Genomic DNA, 16,989 nt, shown 5'->3' with positions numbered 1-16,989 from the left:
GGGACAGATTCATGAGTGCGCAAATTCAAGGGCGTTATTTCGGTAAAGGCGCGCCCCTTTTCAAACTTTACTTCATCACCGCGATTTTCACGGTGCTCACGCTGGGCATCTACCGGTTCTGGGCCAAGACGCGGATCCGCAAATATATCTGGTCGTCCGTGACGGGCGATGATGACGGCTTTGAGTACACGGGCACGGGGCTTGAGAAGTTCCTCGGCTTCCTCGTCGCGATTGTGATCCTTGCGATCTATCTGGGGGTGATCCAGCTTTTGCTGACCTTTGTCGGGTTTTCGATCATCCCGCAGGATCAGAGCCCGCAGGCCATGGCCGGGCAGGCCATTGCCATCAACCTGTCGGTGCTTGCGGTTGTGCCGCTGATGCTGTTCGCGCAGTACCGCTCGCGGCGTTACAAGATGGCGCGGTCGCGCTGGCGGGGTCTGCGGTTCGGGATGGAGAACGGGGCCTGGGGCTATGTCGGTCGTGCGCTTTGGTACGGGTTCCTGACCTTCATCACCCTTGGCATTCTGGCACCGCTGGGCACTTACCGGCTTGAGAAATACATGGCCGACCGCAGCTGGTACGGCGATGGCAAGTTCGAACAGACGGGTCGCTGGCAGGATCTTTACAAGGGCATGAAGCACATCTTTATCGGTGTGGGCTTGCTGGTTTTGGCGATCGTCATCATCGCGATTTCGGCTGTGATGGAATCGCCCGCCTTTGCCTTCCTGTCGCCGGTGATCGCTCTGGTCGCTTATATCTGGCTGCTGATCGGGATCGCCGTCTACCGCGTCTATGCGTTCAATTACCTCACCGGGCACAAGGTGCTCGACGGAGAGGTGACGTTCTCGGCGCAGGTGGAAACCAGCGTGGTGCTGGCCAAGGTGATTGTCGGCGGCATTGTCATCAGTGTGCTGATGGGTGTTGTCTTTGCAATCATAGCCGGGGTTGGGGCGGCCATGTTCTCGGTCGCCGGGGCCGGTGGAGGCATCGGCGCGGGCGGCATTATCGGTGGTCTGATCATCCTGATCCTCTATGCCGGTGCATTCCTTGTGGCGGGCGGTCTTGGCCTTGTCATGATCACGCAGCCGATCATTGAACACGCGGTCAACAGCATGGTTGTGCACAATGCCGACCACCTGAACACGATCCAGCAACGCGCAGCAGACAGCTTTGCCGATGCGGATGGCTTTGCCGATGCGCTGGATGTGGGTGGCGCCATCTGATGGCGCATCACACCCTCATGCGGGCCCGGTTCTTTGACGGAGAACAGGGCCTGCGTCTGGACGTTGATTTGCAAGTGGACACAGCCGCAGAGACCCTGCGGCTGACCCATCCGGACCTGCCCATGGGCTCGCAATACTGGCCGCTCTGGGCGATCCGCGCGCTCAGCGATCAGGCGCGCGAGGACCAGATGGTCCTGACGCTGGTGGCGGATGAGGCGCTGGACAGCAGCCTGATCACCACCGCGCGCCTGACCGTGGACGAGCCCGAGATGATCAGCATCCTGACGCGGCTGTGCCCCGATCTGAAGAAAAAGGACATCGCGCGCGGCACCTTGCGCAAGGTGGTCACGTGGACCGGAGGGGCCGTTGGCGCGCTGGCGCTGATGATCTTTGTGATCCTGCCTGCCATGGCCAACACGCTCGCCGCATATATCCCCATCGAACGCGAGGTCGCGTGGGGCAAGACGGTCGTGGGCGGGATGGAGCGGTTTTTGGGCGGCACCGGCGCGGGCAGCCTTGTGTGCCAAAACGCAGAGGGTCTGGCCGCGCTCACGGCGATGACCGACCGGCTGACCGAGCGGTCAGAGCTGGAATACGAATTGACGATAGCGGTGTTTGATCACCCGATGGTCAACGCCTTTGCCGCCCCCGGCGGGCATGTGGTGCTGATGCGCGGGCTGATCGAAAAGGCGGACAGCCCGGATGAGGTGGCCGCCGTGCTGGGCCACGAGATTGGCCATGTGGAATCGCGCGACGTGACGCGCAACGCGCTGCGCTCGGCGGGCTCTGCTGGCTTGCTGTCGCTGGTGCTTGGGGATTTCGCAGGCGGTGGCGCGGCGGTTCTGATCGCGGAATGGACGCTGAACGCGTCCTACACGCGCGAGGCGGAGGCGGCGGCGGACGTCTATGCGCTTGAGATGCTGGAACGGTCCGGCACCGATGCCAGCGGCATGGCCGATTTCTTTGACAAGATTGCGCATTTGCAGGATCGCGGCGGCAGCATGCCCGCCTTTCTTGCCAGCCACCCGGACAGCCATGCCCGCGCTGCGTCGGCGCGCGCCTTTGCTGAAAACCAGCGCTATGGCACGCGCCCCATCCTGTCGGCGCGGGAATGGACCGCGTTGCAGAATATCTGCGACGACTGAGGTCACGCGCGGTCCCAGAGCGGCACGACCGGCGCGCGCGATGCGGCATATCCCGGCACATCGGCGTCCAGTCGGTCGGCCAGCACGGGCAGGCGGCTGACCGGCACGCGCGGGAATAGATGGTGCTCGCGGTGATAGAACATCAGATACGCCATCCACGCCAGCGGTCCGCGCTGGCTGCGCCCGGCCAGCCCGCTGTGTTCGGTGCCCTGATGGGTGATCCACACGGCAAAGAACGCGCTCATGCACTGGCCCGCTGCCATCGCAGCCAGATGCATGATGCCCCACCACGCGCCCAGCCACAGCAGGACGCCTACAAACACAACGATCAGCGCCCAGTCCCGCAGCATCCGCACCCGCCAGTAGCGCGAGCCGTTCACCCACGCCCCCCGGTTCACGTCGACGGGAAAGCGCGGGCCATAGGCGAGCACCTGCACCGCGCTCATCCGCCCACACTGGCCCTCGAAATCATCGGGGCCCATGGCGTGTTTGTGGTGCTTGAGGTGGCAGAACGCCTCGGCATGGTTGGATCCGAGCATCAGGGGGCTGAGCACGTGCATCACGATGCTGTCGCCCGCACGGCTCAGGCCCAGATTGCCGTGGATCGCCTCGTGGTTCAGGCGCAGGCCGCACAGGAAGAACATGAAACTCGCAAGCAGCCCCAGTGGCCACCATGCGGTGGCATAGAGCGCCCAGCTCAGCAGCAGCCAAGGCAGGGGCAGGGCCAGTTCGCGCACGGTCTGCCAGCGATCAAGGCCGGTCAGATCGTGCCACGCGACGCCTTTGGGTGGTTTTTCCATCTCGCACATCGGTTCAGTCTCCCTGTTGAAGCGTTTTCTATCCTGCGTCGGGCGCAGGGTTTTGGGGCATAAGGGCGGCGCGCAGGGTGCCCATCGCATGGGTAAACCCAAGGCCCAGGCACAGCGCGGCAAAGCCAAGCGCCAACATCAGGGCGGCGAACGGCACCTCTGCCAGAACGGGCAGCACTGCGCCGATCATGATCACGCCGCCCGCGCCGATGGCGGCAAAGCCGGTGGCGATGGTGATGGATACGGCGCGGGCGCGGGCCTGGGTCACGGGGCAATCGCCCACCAGCGCGCCGATGCGCAGGATCATGAGGGTCAGCGCCACAACGGCGCCAAGGGCGAGGGTGATGTAGAAAAGTCCGAGGATCAGCATGTGAATGTCTCCTTTCATGCCAGAGGGGGAAGGGGCTGGCGCGACATCGGGCTGCGCCAGCGGTTGTAGAGATAGCCAAAGGTGGCGCCCCAGATGGGCGCAAAGGCGAGCGCAAAGAGGATCCAGATGATCAGCCCGTCATTGTAAGGTCTCAGGTCGTGCAGGCTGGTGACGGCCAATAGGCCAAGTGCACCGACCGCAGTGGTCACAAAGGCCAGCGCCGCAGCGCCCGCAGCGCTGCCTTCGGCATAATGCAGGTACACCATCAGAACCGGCGTGCCGACAATCAGGTAGATTGGCCCGCCAAAGACCGCGGCAAAAACCGGGATCAGAATGATCCAGAACCCGGCCCCCGCAACGAGCAAAGGCGCAAGGATCAGCGCCTTGGCAAAGGCCACCGGATCAAGCGCATAGCGCGGTCCGGACAGGAATTCACGCGTTCCGTTATTTTTCATCATTTCTGTCATGAGAGAAACTCCAGGGCAAATTTTTTGTCAGGTGTCGGACTTCGACCGGGGCAGCAGGCGCGCGATGCGTGCGCCCATCTTGATCGCCGTCAATTGCACGGCGCGGGGCAGGCGGTTCACCTCAAGATACCAGTCGTCGAACATCTTCATGGTGGTCAGCGTCTCGTCGATGCGCGCCTTGACCGCCTTTGGCGTATTGTCGCCCTCGGCCTCTTCCTGCACCTTTTGCAGGGCCTTGAGGGTGGGGGCGTATTCGCGCGCGCGGCGGCTTTCGATCACGGTGTTGACCAGTTCGAACATGTCGCGGATCGAATGGAAGTGATCGCGCCGGTCGCCCAGCTTGCGCGACGAATGGACCATGCCGAGACTCTGCAGCTCCTTCAGCCCGTTGGACACGTTGGAGCGCGCAAGGTTCAGCAGCTCACAAATCTCATCGGCGGTCAGCGGGTCAGGGGAGATATGCAGCAGCGCGTGGATCTGTGCCACGGACCGGTTGGTGCCCCATTTCTGGCCCATGTCCCCCCAGTGAAGGATAAAGTCCTGCATGGCCGGTGTGAGGTGCATTTTGCGAATCTCTCTGAAATTTCTGTAATGACAGAAATAAACGATGCCTCAGAATAATCAAGTGAATTCGAAAGCACTATGGATCAGGGATCAGGTCGAGGACAAAGGCGGTGACCTTGGCCTCTGGCATCTCGCAGGGTTTCAAAAGGCCCCCGGAGGCCAGCGCAAAATGGTTGAGAGAGATATAGTCGCGCCCACCCAGCTCTTCGGCCACCAGTTTGGTGGTGCGCCCGCTGCCCAGCACGGATTTCGTCACGACATAGCGACGCCCATGCGCCATGCCCTGAAACGTGCCCGTGGGCAGAGCAGCCAGCGCGGCGGCGAAGCCAGTCACGCGGATTTCTGGCCGATCTTGGGTTCGGTGCCCGCGCGCACGCGCCGGATGTTCTCGCGGTGACGCCAGTAGATCAGCAGCGTGAGCGCAACGCCCAGAAGCATCGCCTGACCCTGGCCAAGAAACACGATGAAAAAGGTCGAAGAGGCGGCGGCGACGATCGCGCCCACCGAGGACATCCGCGACAGCGCAGCCCCCACCAGCCACGCGACACAGACCCCGATGCCAACCATGAGGTTCAACGCCAGCATCAGCCCGATGAACGTCGCAACCCCCTTGCCGCCCTTGAACCGCAGCCACACGGGATAGCAGTGGCCAAGCATCGCGGCGAGCCCCGCAAGTTGTGCCGCATCCTCATGCCCGGTGATCCAGCGCGCCAGCAGCAGCGCCACAGCCCCCTTGGCCGCATCCAGCAGCAGGGTCAGCGCGGCGGCGGTCTTGTTCCCGGTGCGCAGCACATTCGTCGCCCCGATGTTGCCGGACCCGATCTGCCGCAGATCGCCGAGGTTCATGACACGGCTCAGCACCATGCCGAACGGGATCGATCCCAGCCCATAGCCGATCACGGCCCACAGCACCAAAACTGCATAACTGCTTTCCAGAAGGGGCATCAGGTTCTCTCGTACACGCGGCTGCCCGCCACATAGGTGGCCAGGACCTTACCCTGCATCCGCGCCCCGTCAAACGGGGTATTGCGCGATTTCGACCGCAGGTCGGCGCGGTCCATCACGAACGGCGCATCCGCATCAAACAGCACCAGATCCGCAGGCGCACCCACGCTGAGGCGCCCGGCCTCAAGCCCGAGACGGCGCGCAGGGTTCAGCGACATCGCGCGCCACAGCGTCGGCAGGTCCACCAAACCCGCGTGATAAAGGCGCATCGCCGCCGGCAGCAGCGTTTCGAGCGCGACCGCACCCGAGGCTGCCGCCTCGAACGGCTGGCGTTTGCTTTCTTCGTCCTGGGGCGTGTGCATCGAGCTGATCACGTCGATCAAGCCCGATTGTACGGCCTCAGCCACGGCGATCCGGTCCTCTTCATCGCGCAGGGGCGGCTTGATCTTGAAGAACGTGCGGTAGTCGGCGACGTCGAGCGCGTTCAGCGTCAGGTGATGGATCGAGGTGCCCGCGGTGATGTCGAACCCGTTGGCCTTGGCCCGCTCCAGCGGGGGCAGGGCGCGGGCGGTGGTGATCTGGTCCGCGTGATAGCGCGCGCCGGTCATCTCGATCATCGCGATGTCGCGGTCGAGCCCCATGCGTTCGGCCATGGGCGACACCGCAGGCAGACCGCGCAGGGAGGCGAACTTGCCGGATGTGGCTGCAGCGCCTGCGCTCAGGCCCGGGTCCTGCGGATGGCCCAGAACCAGCGCGCCCAAGCTGCGCGCGTAGGACAAGGCGCGGCCAAACACCTTGGTGTCGGCGGTCACGTGGTCGCAATCGGTAAAGGCCACGGCACCGGCATCCAGCAAAAACCCGATCTCGGTCATCTCGCGCCCCTGCCGCCCCTTGGTCAGGGCCGCCATGGGCAAGACATGCACCGGGGCCGCTTCCCGCGCGCGGCGGATCACGAATTCCAGCGTTTCGGGGTTGTCGATGGCCGGATCGGTGTCGGGCCGCGTGACCATGGTGGTCACCCCACCAGCGGCGGCTGCAAGGCCCGCGGACCCAAAGCTTTCCTTGTGGCGCTCTCCCGGTTCGCACACCTTGACGCCGATATCGACGATGCCGGGCGCGAGGTGCTTGCGCCCGCAATCGACGGTGGTGCGCGCCTCTGGCAGGGGGCTGTCATCGGTGATCAAGGCGCTGATGCGCCCATCGGTGATCCCGATAGCACCGGTTGTCACCGTGCCGCCCTCTGGGTCGATCAGCTTGGCCTGAGTGAGCAGAAGGTCGGTCATACGGTGCCTCGTTTGTGGCGTCGGGGCCGCGCGCACGCCACGCCCGAAGGACGGCCGAAGGGGGTGAACGTGTTCGCCACCTCAGCCACCGATCGTGATGAAGATATAGGTGAAGATAGCGAGCAGGATCAGGACCAGTGTCGCGATCCGCCCAGACATGGCGGCGTCCGACGGCTTCTTTTTGGTCTTTGGGGCCGTGCCGCTGAATGGTTTGGCGGCCTCCGCGCTGAGCGTTTCGTCCGAACTGTAATCCGTCTGCACCGCGCCATATGTCCCGATCAGCGTCAGGGCGGAGGCGGGTTGCAGCGTCACGGCGCGCCCCTCGAACGCGCTGGAATAAACGACCATGGCCCACCCGCTGAGCTTGTCGAGCTTGGCCCGGTCCGGGGCCAGATCGTCCATCGGGACACCCGCGCCTTCGTGCAGGAACCCGGTCAAGCCGACCCCGTCGAGGTCGCTGAGCGGAAAGACGGTCACGTGATCCATGTCAACCGCACCGAGGCCCAACGCCTCGGCTACGGCATCGGCGCTGTCGCGCAGCGCCTTGGCTTCGGGATCTGTCATCGACAGGGCGAACACACGCACGGCCCCCTGTTCGCGGGCAGGAATGGAGATGGTCGGTTTCACAGGCACGCCTCCCGCGCATCCAGAATACGTTGCCGCGTTTCGGCGGGGTGCGGCACGAGCGGCAGCGTCACCGCCTTGCCCGTCTCCAGCCGTAGCACCAGCGACCACAGCGGCCACCGGTTGATGCGCCGGATCGCTGTCAGAGGCAGCCGGGTGTCAGGATCAATCATGTTGCGAAAGTGAATGGCGCGGGTGGTCAGCAGCCAATCGCTGTCCCGGTTTTCCCGCCAGATGGAAAAATCACCCAGCACCCATGTCAGCAACAGCGCAAAGGGGATCGCCGTGGCCCACTGCTGCAGCAGGCCCAGTGACGGGCCATAGAGGACCGCGGCGATGACCAGAAACGGCGACAGGATCAGTGGCGTGGCCAGAACGATCGTCACCATCCGGATGGCATAGGACCGGCGCGAGATCGTCCAGTGCAGCAGCGGCGCTTCGCCTTCGGGCACGTCGAACGGGATCATGCCGCGCCCCGCACGTCCGCGAGGTTGCGGGCCAAGAGCTCCATTGCCGCCATGCGCACGGCCACGCCCATCTCGACCTGATCCTGAATGACGCTGCGGTTGATGTCATCGGCGAGCGTGCCGTCGATCTCCACCCCGCGGTTCATGGGACCCGGATGCATGACAATCGCATCGGGCTTGGCGTGGGCCAGTTTCGCCGCATCCAGACCAAAGCGGTGATAGTATTCACGCTCGGACGGGATGAACCCACCATCCATCCGTTCGCGTTGCAGCCGCAGCATCATCACCACGTCCACATCCTCAAGCCCCTTGGCCATGTCGTCATAGACTTCGACCCCGAACTCGGAAATGCCCGACGGCATCAGCGTTGGCGGCCCGATCAGGCGGATCCGGTTTTCCATCTTGCCCAGCAGGATGATGTTCGACCGCGCCACACGGGAATGGGCGATGTCGCCGCAGATCGCGATGTTCAGCCGGTGCAGCCGCCCCTTGGAGCGGCGGATGGTCAGCGCATCCAGCAGCGCCTGCGTGGGGTGTTCGTGCCGCCCGTCGCCGGCGTTCAGAACGGCGCAATTCACCTTTTGCGCCAGCAGGTCCACGGCCCCCGAATGCGGGTGCCGCACCACCAGCAGATCGGGATGCATCGCGTTCAGCGTCATGGCGGTGTCAATCAGCGTCTCGCCCTTGGAGATCGATGACGCCTGCATCGCCATGTTCATCACATCCGCGCCCAGCCGCTTGCCCGCCAACTCGAAACTCGCCTGCGTGCGGGTGGAATTTTCAAAGAACATGTTGATCTGCGTCAGCCCGGCCAGCGCATCACCGTGCTTGGTCTGGCTCTTGTTCAGCGTAACATATTCGTCCGCGCGGTCGAGAAGGGTCACAATCTCTTCGGGCCGCAGATGTTCAATCCCCAGCAGGTGGCGGTGGGTAAAGGTCATGGCGGTCTCCGGCAGGCTCGGGATGCGTTATAGGAACGTGCGCGGGCTTGGGCAAGCGCCCCTGCGGGATTTCGGTTGGCCGCGCGGCGCGCTAGGGTGGGGCATGGATTCGCAACAGCATCACGCGGCATTGGCCGCTTTGGCATGGCAGGTGGAGCTTGGCGTGGACGAGTGCATCGGGGATGCGCCGGTCAACCGCTATGACGCGCCGCCGCCCGCGCCAAAGCCTGCCGCGGTCGAGGCCGCACCGGTTCCGCCCGTGCGCATGGCCGAAGACCCTGTGGCCATTGCGCAGGCGGCGGCGGACAGTGCGGCGGACCTGCCCGCGTTGCGCGCGGCTCTCGGGGCGTATGAGCATTGCGAGTTGAAGCGCGGCGCGCGCAATCTGGTTTTCTCGGACGGTGTGCCGGGGGCGCGCGTGATGATCGTGGGCGAGGCACCGGGGCGCGACGAGGACCGCGAGGGCAAGCCGTTCGTGGGCCGTGCGGGGCAGCTTCTGGACAAAATGCTGGCTGCGATTGATCTCAGCCGCGATGCGTCCGTTTATATCACCAACGTCCTGCCATGGCGCCCGCCGCAGAACCGCGATCCGAAACCCGAAGAGATCGCGATGATGCAGCCGTTCCTGTACCGGCATATCGCGCTGGCCGATCCGGATGTTCTGGTGATCGTGGGCAATCACGCCTGTCAGGCGCTGTTGGGCAAGCGGGGCATCACACGGCTGCGCGGCGACTGGACGGAGGCGCAGGGCAAACCGGCGCTTCCGATGTTCCACCCGGCCTATCTGCTGCGCAATCCGGGCGCAAAGCGCGAGGCGTGGGCCGATTTGCTGAGCTTGCGCGCACGGTTGCGCGATGGTTGATCCGGTTCTTTTGTTGGCGTTTATCCCTGCAGGGCTTGCGCTGAACCTGACGCCGGGGGCGGACATGATGTTCTGTCTGGGCCAGGGATTGCGGGCGGGACCGCGCGCGGCTCTGGCGGCAAGCGCAGGGATTTCGGCGGGATCGTTTGTGCACACGGGGCTGGCGGGGCTCGGCCTTGGGGCGCTGGTGGCGGCGGTGCCGCTGGCGTTCGAGGTGATCCGGTGGCTGGGCGTGGCTTACCTTTTGTGGCTGGCGGTGCAGACCCTGCGGCACCGCGCCGGTGAGGTCGCCGTTCCGGTTGTGCCGCGCCAAGCATTTCGTGCAGGGCTCATGGTGAACCTGTCGAACCCCAAGGTGATCCTGTTCGTGCTGGCCTTTGTCCCGCAATTTGTCAGCCCGGAGGCGGGTCCGGTTTTGCCGCAGTTTCTGATCTTTGGCGCGCTTCTCGCCTTGGGCGGGTTCGTGATCAACGGCGCGGTTGGTGTCTTTGCCGCCGGGGCAGGGCGACGGTTCGCCCGGGGCAGCCGCGTGCTTGATTACATCTCGGCCAGCGTCTTTGCCGCGCTGGCCGCCCGCCTTGCCATTCTGGAGCGTTCATGAGCCGTATAGACGAAACCGTTGATTTCATTGCCATTCGCATTGCCGTACTGACGGTCAGCGACACGCGATCACTGGACAAGGACCGATCCGGCGACGTGCTGGTGGCGCGGCTGACCGAAGCCGGGCACAGGCTGGCGGCGCGCACGATCCTGCCCGATGAACGGGACGCGATTGCCGCGCAACTGCGCACATGGTGCGATGATCCGGAGATCGATGTCGTGATCTCCACCGGGGGTACAGGCCTGACGGGGCGGGATGTGACAGTCGAGGCGCACCGCGATGTCTATGAAAAGGAAATCGACGCCTTTGGCACCGTGTTCACCATCGTGTCGATGCAAAAGATCGGCACATCCGCGGTCCAGAGCCGTGCGACGGGCGGCGTGCGCAACGGCACCTACCTGTTCGCGCTGCCCGGCTCGCCCGGGGCGTGTAAGGACGCGTGGGACGAGATTTTGGCCCGCCAGCTCGACTACCGCCACCGGCCCTGCAACTTTGTCGAAATTCTTCCACGTCTGGACGAACATCAGCGACGGAAATAGCGCGCCTTTGCGTAACAGTATTGTTGCTTGGTATATGCGTGTGGGGTCCTACGTTATGTGGACCGAGCACGTTAGGTGATAGAGGCCTGAATTCATGCGCTTTTTGCGACAAAGCCTTATGGGACTGGTTCTGGCGGCGCTGTCGCTTGGCCTGCTGGCTTATGCGGCACAGCTTGTCGGCGGCGCGGTGCAGGCGCGGCTGTCGTTCGAACAGGTGGCGCCGCCCGCGCGCGAACGCGTCTTTGCGGTGGGTGTCGTGCGGGCTGAGCCCCGGACGGAAACGCCGGTGCTGGAGAGCTTTGGCGAGGTGCGCAGCCGCCGAACGCTTGAGCTGCGGGCCGCTGCGACGGGCCGCGTGATCGAGTTGTCCGAAGCGTTCGAGGATGGGGGCGAGGTCACGGCAGGGCAGGTCTTGCTCCGGCTTGACCCGGCGGATGCGCAAGCGGACCGGGAACGGGCCGAGGCGGATCTGCGCGATGCGGAGGCCGAGGTGCGTGATGCCGAACGTGGCCTGCTGCTGGCCCGAGATGAAGAGCGCGCGTCGCAGGATCAGGCCGATCTGCGCCAGCGCGCCTTTGAGCGGCAACAGGACCTGGCAGAGCGCGGCGTGGGCACCGCGGCCGCAGTCGAAGAGGCCGAATTGTCGGCGGCCAGTGCGCGTCAGGCGGTGCTGTCGCGCAGGCTTGCGGTGGCGCAGGCCGAAGCACGCAAGGATCAGGCGCAGACCCGGCTGGCCCGCGCCCGCATCGCGCTCAATGACGCGCAACGGGCGGTGGACGACACCACGGTGACGGCGCCGTTTGACGGCACGCTGAGCGCCACGAACGTGGTGCAGGGGCGGCTGATTGCCGCAAATGAGAAGCTGGCCGATCTGATTGATCCCGGCGCGCTTGAGGTGTCGTTCCGTGTATCGACGGCGCAATATGCGCGTATCCTGGGCGACGCGGGTGATCTGATCGATGCGCCGGTGACGGTCATTCTGGATGTGTCGGGCATCGACCTGACCGCGCGCGGCGTGATCAGCCGCGCCAGCGCAGGTGTGGGCGAGACGCAGACCGGGCGGCTGGTCTTTGCCCGTCTGGACAGCGCGCCGGGGTTGAAGCCGGGTGATTTCGTGACCGTACAGGTCGAGGAGCCACCGCTGGAGCGGGTGGTTCGTCTGCCGGCATCCGCAGTGGATGCGCGCAACACGGTGCTGGTCCTCGGCGAGGACGACCGCCTGGAGGCGGTCGAGGTCGAGCTGATGCGCAGGCAGGGCGATGACGTTCTGGTGCGTGGTGCGGACATTGTGGGTCGCGACGTGGTCGAGGCGCGTTCGCCCCTTTTGGGGGCGGGCATTCGCGTGCGGCCCTTGCGCCCGGACGCGGCACCGGCGGAACCCGAAATGCTGGAGCTGAGCGAGGAGCGCCGTGCGCGTCTTGTCGCCTTTGTCGAAGCCAATGACCGTATGCCCGCCGAGGCCAAGGCGCGGGTTCTGTCGCGGCTGAGCGAGGCGCGGGTGCCCGCAGGGATGGTTGCGCGGCTGGAAAGCCGGATGGGGGGCTAGGCCATGGCGGCGCGGCGTCCTTTTGGCATCCCGGCGGCGGCGGGCGGCATCTTTGGCTATTTCGTGCGCCACAGGACGGTCGCCAATCTGCTGCTCCTGGTCATGCTCGTGGCGGGGATCGGCGCGATCCCCAATCTGCGCGCCCAGTTTTTCCCGGATGTGATCATCGACAATGTCAGCGTGTCCGTCCGTTGGGACGGGGCAGGGGCCGAGGATGTGGATGCAGGCATCGTGCAGGTGCTGGAGCCCGGTCTTTTGGCTGTGGAAGGCGTCGAAAGCTCATCCGCGCGCTCGACCGAAGGATCGGCCAACATCACGCTCGAATTCGAGCCGGGCTGGGACATGGGCCGGGCCGCTGATGACGTGCAAACGGCGGTTGATGCGATCACGACCCTGCCCGATGACGCGGACGAACCCACCGTGCGGCGGGGGGCGTGGCGTGACCGTGTGACGGACCTGGTGATCACCGGACCCGTCGCGCCCGAGCAGCTTGGCATTTTCGCCGATGAGCTGGTCACGCGCCTTTTTGCCGAAGGGGTCACGCGCACCACCATCCGCGGCGTCGCAGCGCCCCAGACACTGGTCGAGGTGCCGTCCCTGCAGCTCATCGCCAATGACATCACGATGTCCGAGATTGCCGCCGCCATCGCAGGCGAGGTGGACGCCGACCCGGCGGGCGACGTCACCGGCGCCAATGCGCGCGTGCGCACCGGCACCCAGAAACGCAGCCCCGAAGAGATTGCGGGCATTGTCCTGCGCTCCAACGCGGATGGCTCAAAGCTGCGGGTGCGCGACGTGGCCACGGTCACACAGTTGGGGTCGAGCCGCGACCGCAGCTATTTCGTGGGCGACAATCCCGCCGTGTCGATCCAGGTGGACCGCTCGAACAAAGGCGATGCCATCGCCATTCAGGGGCAGGTCGAAGAGGTCGCCGAAGCGCTTGAGGCCACGTTGCCCCCGGATGTCTCGATCGAGCTGATCCGCACCCGCGCCGAATCCATCACTGCGCGCCTCAACATCCTGATAGATAACGCGATTGTCGGTCTGGGTCTGGTGATTGTCTTGCTGTTCCTGTTTCTGAACGCGCGTACGGCGTTTTGGGTGGCGGCGGGCATTCCCGTCGCCCTGTTGGCCGCCATTGCGCTGATGTATCTGGGGGGGCTGACGATCAACATGGTGTCGCTCTTTGGGCTGATCATCACGCTGGGGATTGTGGTCGACGATGCGATTGTCGTGGGCGAGCATGCCGATCACCGCTTTCGCACCTATGGCGAAGACCCCCTGACCGCTGCCGAGAATGCGGCGCGCCGTATGTCCATGCCGGTTTTTGCCGCGACGCTGACCACGGTCATCGCGTTCTTTGGCCTTTTGGCCGTGGGCGGGCGGTTCGGGGACCTGATCGCGGATATTCCATTTACCGTGATCATGGTGCTGGTGGCGTCACTGGTCGAATGTTTCCTGATCCTGCCGCATCACATGGGCCATGCGCTGTCCGCCGTGAACCAACCAAGGTTCAGCCGCCTGTCCCTTGGCATTGCCGTGACCGCGCTGCTGATGCTCGGCGCGGTTGTCTCCGGCGCGCTGGCCTTTGTCCTGTGGCCAGAGGCGTTTGGCACCGTGCAGGCCGCGCTGCCCTACCTGCTTGTTGGGCCGGGCGTGCTGGCGACCCTGTTCCTGGTCCAGCCGCGCAGTCGCAAGCTGGGGTGGCTCGGTGCCATGGGGCGGCAGGGGCTCGATATGCCCTCAACCCTCGTCAATGGTGCGTTCGAATGGATGCGCGACCGCCTGTTCCGTCCGTTCATGGCGGGGGTGATCGTTGCCCGTTATGCGGTGATTGCGGGCGTGTGTCTCGTGCTTGCGACGCAGCTCGCGCTGTTCATCCGGGGCGATGTGCAGTGGCGCTTTTTCAATGCGCCCGAACGCGGGTCCGTCACCGGCAATTTCGCGATGGTCGAAGGGGCGACGCGCGACGACGCGCTTGAGATGATGCGCGAGATGCAGCGCGCCACCGAAGCGCTCGGTGCCGAATACGAAGAACGGCACGGACGCAATCCCATCGCCTACGTGATTGCCGAAGTGGGCGGGAATGCGGGCCGTGGCCTCGCTGGGACCGACAGCAAGGACAGCGACCTTTTGGGTGGCATTTCCATCGAGTTGATCGACGCCGACCTGCGCCCCTATTCCTCCTTTGCCTTTGTGGCCGAGTTGCAGGATGCGGTTGTGCGCCATCCGCTGGCCGAAACGGTCAGCTTTCGGGGCTGGCGGTCCGGGCCCGGGGGCGATGCGCTGGCGGTGGAGTTCTTTGGGGCCGACAGTGACACGCTCAAGGCCGCGTCCGAAGACCTCAAGCGCGCACTGGCGCAATACCCCGAGGTGAGCGCGGTCGAAGACAACCTTGCCTTTGACAAGGAAGAGCTGATCCTCGATCTGACCGCGCAGGGGCAGGCCCTTGGGTTCACCATCGACACGCTGGGCCGGGCGCTGCGCGACCGGTTGAACGGGATCGAGGCGGCGACGTACCCCGATGGTCCGCGCAGCGCGGAGATCCGCGTGGAACTGCCCGAGGGCGAGTTGACCGCGGATTTCCTCGACCGGACGCAGATGCGCACGCCGGATGGCGAATATGTCCCGCTGGCCGATATCGTCAGCGTGGAACGGCGCACCGGGTTCTCCACAGTCCGCCGCGAAAACGGCGTGCGCGTGATATCCGTGACAGGCGACATCTCCGAAGATGACCCGGCCCGCGCCACGGAGATCAACGAAACGCTGCGCGACGACATCCTGCCCGAGATCGCCTCTGTCCGGCAGATCGAGTACCGGCAGGCCGGGCTGAGCGAGCAGGAGGACCGGTTCCTGACGGAATCGCTGACCGGGCTGATCCTGTGTTTGACCGGCATCTACCTTGTGCTGGCGTGGGTGTTTTCAAGCTGGACACGGCCCATCGTCGTGATGGCGATCATACCGTTTGGCCTTGTTGGCACGATCTATGGTCATCACGTGTGGGGTGTACCGCTGAGCATGTTTACGGTTGTCGGATTGCTTGGCATGACCGGGATCATCATCAACGATTCCATCGTGCTGGTGACGACAATTGACGAATACGCAGCGGACCGCGGGCTGGTGCCGTCGATCATCGACGGCGCGTCAGATCGGTTGCGGCCGGTGATGCTGACGACGCTGACGACGGTGTTGGGCATGACCCCGCTGCTCTATGAAACCTCGCAACAGGCGCAGTTTCTGAAGCCTACAGTAATCACGCTCGTCTACGGGCTTGGATTTGGCATGGTGCTGGTGCTGCTCGTCGTGCCTGCGCTGGTTGCGGTGCAGCATGATGTGGGCCGTCTGATCCAGGCGATGCGGCGCGGCGTGCGCGCCCCTGCGGCAGGGTTGCGGTGGGGTCTTCTGTCGGTGTGGGCGATTGTTCTGGGGTGGTTTGGCGTGACGATGGGGCACACGATGATCGTGGGTCGCCTGCCTGCGCCGCTGGCAGAGCAGCTGCCGGACCTGCCTGCGCTGGCGCCGATGCCGCTGGCCTTGGCCCTGTTTGCACTGGGTGTGGTTGCGGTGGGCCTCGCCGCCTATGTGCTGGCCGCACTTGCGTATCAGGTCATGAGCTGGCGCAGCCGCCGCCGGATGCCAGGCTAAAGCCGCAGATCACCCCGCAGCACAGCCCTGCACATCTACCGCGTAGTCCCCGCCCAGAATGGTGATCCGCACCGCCGACCGGTCCACGGAAAACGCACCGCCGTCCGGGTGGATCATCTCGCTCACTGCGATGACGGTGTCGCCCTGGCGGGTGGTTTGCGCCTCGCTCACCCAGACACCGGGCGCACCGGGTTCGATCACGGCCACTTCCGTGCCGCCGGTGTGGGGCAGGGTCACGCGGGCCTCGATGGACATGCCATGTTTGGAAGGGGCGATGCGGCAGGCGGCGCGCTGCACGCCCGCCTCGTCCGCGGCATATGGCATGTCGGCAAAGGCTGCGACGATGGCAGGTGTCGGGGTCGGGTCAGCGGCATCCAGCATCGCGTCAATGTTGATCGTGTGTGGCACGCACACCTCGGCACAGACGCCAATCGACATCTTCGTGCGCAGGCGCATTGGCGCGTCGCTGCGTTCCGGGGTGATGTGGATCGGCAGAACCACCTGCCCGGAATAGCCAAGCGACCGCATGCCGTTTTCCACATAGACCGACGGCGTTGGCCACGAAATGTCCACGCCAGCGATATTGCGGGCCCGGCTCCAGTCGAAATGCGGCGGGATGCCCGCATCCCCCGGCGCGCGCCAATAGGTTTTCCACCCCGGCTCCAGCGTCAGGCGGATCGCGGCCACGCGGCGCCCATCCGGCAGGTCCCAGCCCTGCAGGACATCAGCCGTGACCGGGTCGTCAATGCCGCCTCCCATGGCTGGAAAGGCGGCAAAACCTGCAATGCAGGTGGCGGTGATAGCGCGAACAATGCTTTTCATGGGCACTAGATGACCGTTCTGGTGTTGAAATCCAACTCACGTTTCGGTGGGCCAGCCCCCGCCGGTGTCACGACAAAGGGTTGCCGCCCCGCCGGAGGCACTGCATCCTGCGGGTGCAGAAAACGAGGCGGTATAT

Annotated in this window: 18 protein-coding genes; 7 read left to right on the top strand and 11 right to left on the bottom strand. The window is 64.8% G+C overall.

Translation table 11 applies throughout. The annotated features are described in order from the left end of the window. Positions 1 to 11 precede the first annotated feature (11 nt). Both ACERHN_RS04145 and ACERHN_RS04140 read left to right on the top strand, forming a co-directional pair. Positions 12 to 1,223, top strand: coding sequence for a YjgN family protein (locus ACERHN_RS04145; RefSeq protein WP_415921383.1), 1,212 nt, complete (start codon positions 12 to 14; stop codon positions 1,221 to 1,223). Then, a complete protein-coding gene (locus ACERHN_RS04140; RefSeq protein ID WP_415921382.1) occupies positions 1,223 to 2,368 on the top strand; it encodes a M48 family metallopeptidase in 1,146 nt (381 codons plus the stop codon). The genes ACERHN_RS04145 and ACERHN_RS04140 overlap by 1 nt, the downstream gene beginning before the upstream one ends. Positions 2,369 to 2,370: 2 nt before the next feature. Here the strand turns inward: ACERHN_RS04140 and ACERHN_RS04135 are convergent, their stop codons facing one another. From ACERHN_RS04135 to ACERHN_RS04090, 10 genes are all read right to left on the bottom strand, one after another. After that, a complete protein-coding gene (locus ACERHN_RS04135) occupies positions 2,371 to 3,168 on the bottom strand; it encodes a fatty acid desaturase (protein WP_415921381.1) in 798 nt (265 codons plus the stop codon). Between the two features lie 37 nt (positions 3,169 to 3,205). Continuing rightward, the gene (locus tag ACERHN_RS04130; protein ID WP_415921380.1) at positions 3,206 to 3,547 is read right to left on the bottom strand and encodes a hypothetical protein; all 342 of its coding nucleotides are present in this window, start codon (positions 3,545 to 3,547) and stop codon (positions 3,206 to 3,208) included. A gap of 14 nt (positions 3,548 to 3,561) precedes the next feature. Continuing rightward, entirely contained in the window at positions 3,562 to 4,014 is a 453-nt protein-coding gene (locus tag ACERHN_RS04125) for a hypothetical protein (protein WP_415921379.1), read from the bottom strand. A 27-nt stretch (positions 4,015 to 4,041) separates the two neighbouring features. Continuing rightward, complete coding sequence (locus ACERHN_RS04120) at positions 4,042 to 4,578, bottom strand: GbsR/MarR family transcriptional regulator (RefSeq protein ID WP_415921378.1); 537 nt, start codon at positions 4,576 to 4,578, stop codon at positions 4,042 to 4,044. Between the two features lie 76 nt (positions 4,579 to 4,654). After that, on the bottom strand, positions 4,655 to 4,912 hold the full coding sequence (locus ACERHN_RS04115) for a hypothetical protein (protein WP_415921377.1): 258 nt from the start codon (positions 4,910 to 4,912) through the stop codon (positions 4,655 to 4,657). Beyond that, positions 4,909 to 5,523, bottom strand: coding sequence for a glycerol-3-phosphate 1-O-acyltransferase PlsY (gene plsY, locus ACERHN_RS04110; RefSeq protein ID WP_415921376.1), 615 nt, complete (start codon positions 5,521 to 5,523; stop codon positions 4,909 to 4,911). The genes ACERHN_RS04115 and plsY overlap by 4 nt, the downstream gene beginning before the upstream one ends. Then, positions 5,523 to 6,806 (bottom strand): dihydroorotase, encoded by a 1,284-nt coding sequence (gene pyrC, locus ACERHN_RS04105; protein ID WP_415921375.1) that lies wholly within the window; start codon positions 6,804 to 6,806, stop codon positions 5,523 to 5,525. The genes plsY and pyrC overlap by 1 nt, the downstream gene beginning before the upstream one ends. Positions 6,807 to 6,887: 81 nt before the next feature. Beyond that, the gene (locus tag ACERHN_RS04100; protein ID WP_415921374.1) at positions 6,888 to 7,433 is read right to left on the bottom strand and encodes a hypothetical protein; all 546 of its coding nucleotides are present in this window, start codon (positions 7,431 to 7,433) and stop codon (positions 6,888 to 6,890) included. Beyond that, on the bottom strand, positions 7,430 to 7,897 hold the full coding sequence (locus ACERHN_RS04095) for a hypothetical protein (RefSeq protein ID WP_415921373.1): 468 nt from the start codon (positions 7,895 to 7,897) through the stop codon (positions 7,430 to 7,432). Before ACERHN_RS04095 ends, ACERHN_RS04100 begins: the two co-directional genes overlap by 4 nt. Next, positions 7,894 to 8,838, bottom strand: a complete 945-nt coding sequence (locus tag ACERHN_RS04090) for an aspartate carbamoyltransferase catalytic subunit (protein WP_415921372.1) — start codon at positions 8,836 to 8,838, stop codon at positions 7,894 to 7,896. The genes ACERHN_RS04095 and ACERHN_RS04090 overlap by 4 nt, the downstream gene beginning before the upstream one ends. A gap of 103 nt (positions 8,839 to 8,941) precedes the next feature. On the opposite strand from ACERHN_RS04090, the gene ACERHN_RS04085 reads away from it, so the two are divergent. From ACERHN_RS04085 to ACERHN_RS04065, 5 genes are all read left to right on the top strand, one after another. Further along, positions 8,942 to 9,700, top strand: a complete 759-nt coding sequence (locus ACERHN_RS04085) for a uracil-DNA glycosylase (RefSeq protein ID WP_415921371.1) — start codon at positions 8,942 to 8,944, stop codon at positions 9,698 to 9,700. Next, a complete protein-coding gene (locus ACERHN_RS04080) occupies positions 9,693 to 10,301 on the top strand; it encodes a LysE family translocator (protein ID WP_415921370.1) in 609 nt (202 codons plus the stop codon). Before ACERHN_RS04085 ends, ACERHN_RS04080 begins: the two co-directional genes overlap by 8 nt. Continuing rightward, positions 10,298 to 10,840 carry a molybdenum cofactor biosynthesis protein B gene (moaB, locus tag ACERHN_RS04075; protein ID WP_415921369.1) on the top strand — a complete coding sequence of 181 codons (543 nt, stop codon included), beginning with the start codon at positions 10,298 to 10,300 and terminating at the stop codon, positions 10,838 to 10,840. The genes ACERHN_RS04080 and moaB overlap by 4 nt, the downstream gene beginning before the upstream one ends. A gap of 94 nt (positions 10,841 to 10,934) precedes the next feature. Next, on the top strand, positions 10,935 to 12,386 hold the full coding sequence (locus tag ACERHN_RS04070) for an efflux RND transporter periplasmic adaptor subunit (RefSeq protein ID WP_415921368.1): 1,452 nt from the start codon (positions 10,935 to 10,937) through the stop codon (positions 12,384 to 12,386). Between the two features lie 3 nt (positions 12,387 to 12,389). Then, a complete protein-coding gene (locus ACERHN_RS04065; protein ID WP_415921367.1) occupies positions 12,390 to 16,031 on the top strand; it encodes an efflux RND transporter permease subunit in 3,642 nt (1,213 codons plus the stop codon). A 9-nt stretch (positions 16,032 to 16,040) separates the two neighbouring features. Here the strand turns inward: ACERHN_RS04065 and ACERHN_RS04060 are convergent, their stop codons facing one another. Beyond that, complete coding sequence (locus ACERHN_RS04060; protein ID WP_415921366.1) at positions 16,041 to 16,853, bottom strand: protein-disulfide reductase DsbD domain-containing protein; 813 nt, start codon at positions 16,851 to 16,853, stop codon at positions 16,041 to 16,043. Between the last annotated feature and the right edge of the window lie 136 nt (positions 16,854 to 16,989).

The organism is Tateyamaria rhodophyticola (assembly GCF_047777875.1).
Classification (GTDB): domain Bacteria; phylum Pseudomonadota; class Alphaproteobacteria; order Rhodobacterales; family Rhodobacteraceae; genus Tateyamaria.
Note: the sequence above shows the minus strand (reverse complement) of the source record. Positions and strands in the feature narration are given on the sequence as shown.